Source organism: Mycobacterium bulgaricum, assembly GCF_041287165.2.
Lineage (GTDB): Bacteria > Actinomycetota > Actinomycetes > Mycobacteriales > Mycobacteriaceae > Mycobacterium > Mycobacterium bulgaricum.
The window spans coordinates 1,316,401-1,324,520 of record NZ_JBGGKV020000001.1; the positions used below are offsets into that span (position 1 = coordinate 1,316,401).

At 60.8% G+C, this 8,120-nt stretch carries 4 protein-coding genes; 1 reads left to right on the forward strand and 3 read right to left on the reverse strand.

Annotated features, from left to right (window positions below):
* Positions 1–47: 47 nt before the first annotated feature.
* From ACAG24_RS06480 to ACAG24_RS06490, 3 genes are all read right to left on the reverse strand, one after another.
* Positions 48–2,717 (reverse strand): hypothetical protein, encoded by a 2,670-nt coding sequence (locus tag ACAG24_RS06480; RefSeq protein WP_024449593.1) that lies wholly within the window; start codon positions 2,715–2,717, stop codon positions 48–50.
* A 47-nt stretch (positions 2,718–2,764) separates the two neighbouring features.
* Positions 2,765–3,154: a hypothetical protein gene (locus ACAG24_RS06485; RefSeq protein WP_024449594.1), complete on the reverse strand. Its 390-nt coding sequence runs from the start codon at positions 3,152–3,154 to the stop codon at positions 2,765–2,767.
* 248 nt (positions 3,155–3,402) lie between these two features.
* The gene (locus ACAG24_RS06490; RefSeq protein WP_024449595.1) at positions 3,403–6,765 is read right to left on the reverse strand and encodes an NACHT domain-containing protein; all 3,363 of its coding nucleotides are present in this window, start codon (positions 6,763–6,765) and stop codon (positions 3,403–3,405) included.
* 177 nt (positions 6,766–6,942) lie between these two features.
* Between ACAG24_RS06490 and ACAG24_RS06495 the strand changes: the two genes are divergently transcribed.
* Positions 6,943–7,608: a hypothetical protein gene (locus ACAG24_RS06495; RefSeq protein WP_024449596.1), complete on the forward strand. Its 666-nt coding sequence runs from the start codon at positions 6,943–6,945 to the stop codon at positions 7,606–7,608.
* Positions 7,609–8,120: the final 512 nt, after the last annotated feature.

Sequence of the window (8,120 nt, forward strand, 5' to 3'; positions counted from 1 at the left end):
ACGCTGATTGACACGTATTTCAGCGCCTTGCGAGCTACTGCCGTTGTTCATCTGTCGGTGCTGCGGTTATTCGACAGTGTGCGAACTGACCACCGCGGGTCTTGGGCAAGAGTGATTCGCGCGATGGAGTCGGCACGGTTCGGTGACGAACTCAGGGCCCGGGCGAGAGCTTTTCTGACTCGGACATCGGGGTCGCGGCTCAATGCAATACCAACCTCGTCCGGCAACGTTGTCGATTCGACCCACAACATGGCCGCGAGACTTTTCAGGGTCCAACTTCCCTGAGCAAGCAGGCCGACACTTCCGTCAAGCTGAGACTGGACGAGCTGCAAGGTTTTCGTGACTCTGTAGTCTTCGTCCGTTCCGACACCAACGAGACGGAGAGCTGCATCTCGTACCCGCTGTTTCTCCTCGACTGTGTCTGCGAGCCTGCCTGCTAGATACACCGCCGCCGGTCTGCAGTCACTGCCGTCATTGACCCTCATTGCGCTCAAAGGACTGCTCATGGACGCTTGAAAAGCGTCGGCCTTCGAATGAGGCATGTCCGAAGCGAACGACAGCGCCTTCGTGAAGTATGTGCGGCGGGTATCCTCGGGAATTCCGTTAACGAGATTGCTGGCGGCGCGGAGGTAATCGTCGCGATTCGTGGCCGGTTCCCACGAGGACTCTGCCTTCTTAAAAAGCATCTCGATGCAGCTGATGCGTTCTGGCTCAGAAAGGGACGCGGCAAGCAGCGAGTCGTTGACTGCCCCAGTTCCGACGCCAAAACCATTTGGACCGCTCTTCGCAGGTTGACACAATCGTTGTGCAGCAGCTTGCGCAGCATCGGTCGTCGTGTCGGCGGGGTCTTGCCACGCGAGGAAAGCTGCAGCGTCGAGGTGGGTACCTTCCGCCATCTCATGGAGTCGATCGCGGACTTGGTCGAAGTTGGCCGCTAACGCTCTGCGAGCCGAATCGCCAAACGCGTGAGAGGCCCTCCCGTAGAGACCGATTAGTTGCTCAACGGCGGCGCCACGGAGCTCGCCGGTGTGTGTCTGAGCTATGCCGGCCGCGATGAGAACGTGGCTTTCGTCAGTGGGACGGTAGTGGTGCTTCTCGCACTCGACAAACCCAGATAGCAGCTTGAGGACGGTTTCCGCGTCACAGGCGGTAAGACGTTCAGACACGGCGGCCAGAAGGCCGTAGGCAGATCGGCGCATCTGAGGACTGAAGACGGGAGAGTCGAGCCGTGCACCCGAAGCGACGTCATCAATTGTCGATAGCGCCTGCGCTACGACGGAATTGAGATCGTTGTCAGGGATGAGATCGGCTTGCTGAGTTGTGAATTCGAGTGCGGATGCGCACACCCACGATAGTGGACTCTTGATGAGCTCAGTAACATCGTGGTAGGTGTCGCCAAAAGCTTTGGCAACGTCCCGAGATTCCTTATAGTTGCCGGCGCCGATGGTGTAGAAGGCAGCGAGGGGCAACTCACCGCACGCGAGGTAATGAGCTCCGAGTAGCCCGCGAGCGTCTCTTTCGTCAAAGAAGGACGCTGACCGTATTCCCTCAAGTAGATGCCGTCTTAGATTGATGGCGGCGATACGCGGGCTATTGAAATGCAAAGCTGCTAGCCCAAGTTCGCGAACGCTCTCAGCCCCAGCCACGATACGGGCTTTGGATGGCATGTTCAGCAGCGCCTGAGCGAGAGGGTGCCACTTGTCGTCGGCCAACACACCGAAGCGGTTCGCAACGAACCGCTGACTCAAGAGCCAGTCGGCAGCGTCCGTGTAGCGCTCCGACAGACATGCCTCATTGACTGCTGCGCGCCAGTCCCGGTCGGCTTCAATTGGCACGGCCTGCAGTAGCTTGTGGCGCGCATGTCGCGCGAGCACCAATGCCTTGAGGTTTCTCGCTATTCCAGAACTTGACGCGTGGAGCAGGTCGCCCCATTCTCCCGTCGCATCCGCAGATGCCAGTCTCAAACGAAGCGCGATTTCCGGGAGGGTATGCGCGATCTCGTCCGCGGCCGTCGTGATCACTTGGCGGTTATTCACGATCCAGGCCAGGTTGTCGTCGCCTAGCGCGCTCTCTGCTGCGAACAAGACGGTCCGTGCACGGTCTTCCGCATCGACCAGTGATATTGCCTCGGAGGGGATTTCGATTGGTAACGGCACAGGAGTTTGCAGGTGATCTGAGACGAATTCGGCGATCTCGACCGCAGCACCCAGGCGCGCAGTTAGGGGTTCTTCTGAGCCTTTCGGGAAATCGGGAAAACCCGCCAGATTCCTTAACGCCCCGAGCACCCGATCGGCGCGCATTGAGCTTCCAGAGATGTCGGCTTCCCATAGCGATTGCAGCATCAGCCGGACGGCGGTGTCTTCCTCCCCGGTACTGACGCACAGGGCCGCGACCCGATGGTCGAATTCTGCAGCGTGAATCGGGAAACCAGCAGCCACTAAACGTCTTTGAACCTCGCGGAAAAGCTCGAGCGCCGCACGTGGGTCGTCGGCAGCGAGCTGATTCGCTCTGTCGAGCAGGCCCTGGGCTTCAGTGCTGGCGAGAGGCCCGAGTGATACGGCATCTGCAGTGTCAAGGGGGCTCGGCCCAACTGCCTCTGCAATGGAGGAGCTGGGGGCCGGCACATGGAAATTCATATGCACCGTGCGTGCTTCGACATTCAGAGTGCCGAGAGATCCCACTTGGCCGATCGCGACGGAGTGGTCGTTGGCCGCCACTCCTTGCTGCTGCGCTTCTGATCCTTCCGATGGGGAGGTCACAAACGTCAGCGGTTCTTGGGATCGTCGCCCGTGGGTCGCTGCCCTCCAAGCGTGATGTCGCCGATTTTGTCCACGCGGTTTGCAGCGAAGGATCCGTTGTCGGCTGAAATATTCTGTCCTTTGTCACCGGCTGACTGCTGCGTTATCGCGCTACCGCCTGACACCGGGCCCTCCACCTTGTTGCTAGGGTCATCGCGGCCAGCGTCGTTTTCAGGCGCGCGCTGCACCAACACCGCACAACCGATTGCGCCAATGAGAGCGACGACGAGGAGTAACCACCACCACCAGGCCGGCGTCGAAGTGACCTTGTTGATGGCGAACGCCTCCGCGGCTCCGAACCCAACGACAGCAATCGCCGGCGCAGGTCGACGGCGGATCTTCGTTGTGACTGACATGGAGCTCGCCTTTCGTCGCGCGCACGCGTTCTGCTGCTTACGTCACAAACAGGCTAGCGTGTGACCCGTTGGCCGAAATGTACTGGTTGACGCGCTAGTGTTGGCAAACGCCCAAAGGAGGGGTGGGCAACATTCGCATCAAACGGAGCATCTGTGACGTTCAATTGCGGATCGCAACGCTCTCGCAAGTGTGAAGGGCGTGCTGATCGGTACGCGGCCGGTATCTGTCGTTGCGCGGGCGGGGACCCTCAGCGGTAGGCGGCCGCGTTGTCGACCTTCAGCCACCGTTCGGCGCGGGCAACGCTGAGGAGCGAAGGCATCGTCGTGTGATCAAGAGCCTCGGTCTTGCCTGGCCGCTCCGCCGGTGGTGCTGCCACTCGGAGCCGATTGAGTTCGGCCAATTCGGCGTCGGTCGTGTCGCCGGTGACGGGGCGGTTTGTCAGCCAGCCGAAGCGAGCGATCTGTTCAGCCGCGCGGAGGACCGTACGTCGTCGCCCCGCCGAGAGCTGTCCGAGAACGAGCGTTAATTCCGGCAGGAGTTCGGAGACGACGGCTCCTGATGCGACGGACCATAGGGCCAGTGCCCATTCCGCTTGGCCTAGGTCGCCGTCGTCGATGACCTCCAGCTGTTCCCGCCACCAGCCGGGATTGCGTGAGTGCGTGGTGGTCTGAGCAAGGAGCTCGGTCGGGTGGCTCATCGTTCCAAAGGCCGTAGCGTCAGCGCACTTCCTGTACGCGAGTCCGAACGGAGAGGCCGCGCCGATGATGGCGATCTCCGTAGCGATCCAACAACGACCGGCTTGCTCGTACACCGCTTTGGCGGTGTCTGCCCACGGAAATGTGCTCGCCTTATAACCGGACCTAAACGTGCGTTTCCTTCCGACTTGCTCCCACGGTGAGCGGGCCCTTCTGAGCTGGTTGATCGCCTCAGATCTGCGACGTTTCGCCCTCTCGTCGCCGGAGATGAAGCCTGTCGTGGAGCTGGTCAGGAACTCTCCGGGCGCCAGGGCGACCGCGACCTGCGCAGGCATCGAGCGCGTCGACGTGACGCAGGGACATTGCCCATCCAGCACCGCGGTGAGCAGAGCTGCCTCCAACGAACTTCCACGCTCCGGGGTTAGCCCGGTACTGAGGAAGAGTTCGGCGGCGCCGTTGGACAGATCCAAGTTCTCGAATTTCGAGGTGATGCCGGCTCCAGCTTCACAGCAGGCACCGACAGCGAGCCACGCGTTCTGCTGGGTCGTGCCAATCGCTGCAGTGAGCTGCTGGTACCACCACGCCGTAAAGTCGCTGCATTGGTTAAGCAGTTCCCGCAGGACTCGCACACGCTGTGGGTTCTCGACATCGCTCGGATTCCTGCTGATTAGGGCCGTCAGCCGTGCCCAGGTCGGGTCGACACCGTCGTCGGCGGGTAGGTCGGGAAGTTCAGGGAGTGCAACGATGTCCCGGCGGTCGAGCGCGGATAGCAAGATCGCGCTTCCGGTGTCCGAACAAAGCGCGGTCAGCACCTTTCGAGCTTCACGCGGACGACGCAGGAAGACGCCATCGGTGAGCAGCGCCCACGCGGCGAGGTACGACGGGGCATTTGAGGTTTTCCCCAGTTCCTGCTCGATCCCGGCGGTCAACGAGTAAACGTCGCTGCCCTTAGCGTTTCCTCCGTAGAACCTTGCGGTGTTGAGCCAGTACGGGCGTCTCAGAAGTTCCCGAAGCACCGTTGTGCTGTCGAAATCAGCGTTGTCCTCGCCTGAAGTGCGGTAGAGGAACCGCGCAGCAAAGTACTCCCGCAGCGACAACACCTCGAACTCGTAGGTGCCATCCACCTTGCTCGTCAGAGCCCACAAACGGTCGCTCGCGCCCTCGAAGAGTTGATCGACAATCGACTCGCGGTTGCCGTAGGTGTGCTGGAAGTGGCGCATCGCCGCTTTCAAATCGCCGATGCTCATGCGCCCGTTGATCTGCGATTCTTCGGTGTGTGCGTGCAAGTACCAGCCGAGGAACGGGATGATCTCGAGGAGCTCTTCCTTGTGGTCGCGGACGGCCTTCGGGTGCTTGTTGGCTTCGCGGGCCAAGAGCAGGTCAACGTACTTGTCGTATAGGTCGGTCCGCTGTGTGGGGGTGGCAGCCCCCTGCTGGTGGAGAAGGTCCAACAGGATTGTGAGCTGCATTGGGTTACCGGCGAGCTCATGAATGTAGGGCTCGCGGCTCTTCTCTTGGAAGCTCCTGCGCAGCGCGCGACCGTCTTTGCTCTTGATCCCTCGGACGGCGCACCATTTGCGTAGGTAATCAGCCCGCTGGTCACCAGTGAGTTGGTTTAAGGTGACGATCCCGAACATGTGTGGCGACGGTTCCGCAAGCTCACCGGCGCTGGGGCGCGTGGTGACGACTACCTTCAGCGGCTCACTGTAAGTCTTCGCCCGGCTGGCGAACGCGTCGATCTCGTTGACCACCCTGCGCCGGATGCTGGCGCTGCCGACTTCGTCGAGACCGTCAAGTACGACGAGGCTGGGTACTCGCTCGAATATGTCCTGCACGGTTGTCGCGGTGGTGGTGATACCGCCGCTGTCATGGGTCAACAGGTCGGCGAGGAAGCATTCGATGGCCGCCTGCTCACCCTTGCGTGGCTTCTTCGTCGCCGGCCTGCGATCGTCGGAGTGGTCCCACACGTCGTTGCCGGCGAGCCAGAGCGCGTAGTCGCTGAGGTCCAGCCTGATCGGGAATCGAGGGTTCTTCAGCTCTGGAAGCGATTCTGGCCGCTCCGATTCCGGGATGAACGCGCTGCGGTGCACTTGGCAGATGTACTGGCTGAGAGTGGATTTTCCTTGACCGGGGGCGCCTCGCACCAATGTGAACGGTATTGGTGAGTGCAGCAGGTGAGCGGCCGCTCCGCCGAGTGGGGTCGGCGCGCTTGATCGCATCCGGGTTTCGGTCGGGGAATGCACCTGATCGGCGGTGACGTCGACGAAGAGGTCCACCACCATTTCGCGGTCGACGTCAGCCTGGCTGAACTTGACACGCTGGTCGTCGTCCCATTGCGCCGCGGCGATTTTGCGGATCAGCTTGCGGTCTGCCTGGTTCTTGGCGGTGCCGACCTGCTCAGCGACCAAGTATCGGATGAGATCCCAGCCTGCGAGCATGTCGGCGTAGGCCCACTTTGTCGAGTCCGGAGCGTTGTCGACCCACGGATTAAGCGCCTCACGCCAGATGCATGTCATTTGGTCAAAACCGACGTTCTTGGCGTGCTCCTTTAGCTTTCGGTTTAGCTGGGAGAACGTGCCGGTTTTTGGCTTGGCCGTACTTGCCACATTGGTCACCAGGACGTAGTTGCGTATGCCGTCCTTCGCTAGCTGGCGCAGGTTGTTTAGCTCCTTCTTCACGACCGCGTCCAGCCAGCTGACGGGGTTCTTCTCCGTGCCGCTGACCGACCACTTGACCTGATAGATCAGTAATGTCTCCGGATCGATGTTGCGGAGACCGTCGACACCGCCGTCGGTCTGCCTCAGCGCCATCGGGCAGTAGTCGGGGAACTGTATTGCCAACAGAGCGCTGACGAGCTGCTGAAAATCGTGATCGCCAAGGCGTTCGTAGAGGTATCGGTGCCGGCTTTCGGGCAATGGCTGACTCCTTCGATCCAACCCCGATCGTGCCGTTATCGCCGTCGGGAGCCGTCTTACGCTCGCTCTATTCAACCCGCTAGCGCCGACTGGATCGGGGAGGTTGCAGGTCGCATGCCTGACTGCATTCGCTGCCGAGGCCAGCTCCAGCCGCGAGCGTCGGCATAGCATCGGCGCATGGTCGACGAAGAAGTGCCTTCGTGGAAACAGATAGTCGTGCGAGCTGCGGTTGCTTCCGGCGCGGAGGTGCTCGGCTGGCAGGCTGGTGTGCCGGGTGTTGGCGCGGGAACCGGCGCCGTGGTTCAGGGGCTGATCGATTCTCGTCAAGGTCGTGCGGAAGAGTTCGTCGATGGTGTTGCCGATCTCGTGGATGCACACCGACTGTTGGAACAGGTCCGGGCAGATCCGGGGCTCCAGAATCTGCTCTGGGATGGCATCCAAGCCGCGATGTCGGCGGCAGACAGCGGTAAGCGCATCTATCTTGCGCGCGTGGTGGCGAATGCCCTAACGGACGACACGAAGATGGATGACGCTCAGTTCATCGTGGCCGCCTTGCGCGAGCTTGAGGGTCCGCACGTTCGCGCACTTGTCAGACTCATAGCCGCCGATGACGAGAACCGAAAAGATCCCGGCAATAACGACGAAACCCTGCAGACCGCACTTAGCAACGAGCCACCGGCGGTGAAGGCGGTTCTGGTAAGAACCGGACTTGTATTGGTGGGTTCACAGCCTGTATCCAGCGGCCTGTACAGCATCCCCCGAGCTGAGAACTACAGCATCACCGGAGTAAATGAATTCGGTCGCAGAATCATTCGTGAGCTGCAAGAGACTGAGACGAACTGATTTTGTCTGCCCAAGATCCGACTCGGGATGTGCATCGGCGCTGGATCCGTACTGAACCGGCCGAACGGGTTTGGGCACTGGTCTATTGGTGCCAGCTTGCGTCTCGTATCTTGCATTTCAGCGGGTAGCTTTAGCACCGCTGATTCCATGTCGCTTGATTCGGCGGCGATTCGAGGAGTCCTTGATCTCGAGATTCGCGTAAGGCAAGGGAAGTTCAGGATCGATCGTGCGTTCCCTCGCAACAGGCCCCAACGCTGACATGAAAGATTCCAACATCTTGCGCTCAGCGACCTTCACGTTGGCGCACTCACCGAAGTGCACCCAGGCGGTACTCAAGTCCTTGATGCACTTGAGGGGCCACCCTCCGGCGTGCGGCGACCTCGCGGCGAGGCGTGTCCGGTAGAACTGGCTCACGCGATTCCGCAGAGACGTGCTAGCTGTACTGACCACGGACGTTGGTGACGGCGTGGTGAGGTGACAAGACGAAGACCTCCGAGTGAAGTGCGAACTGC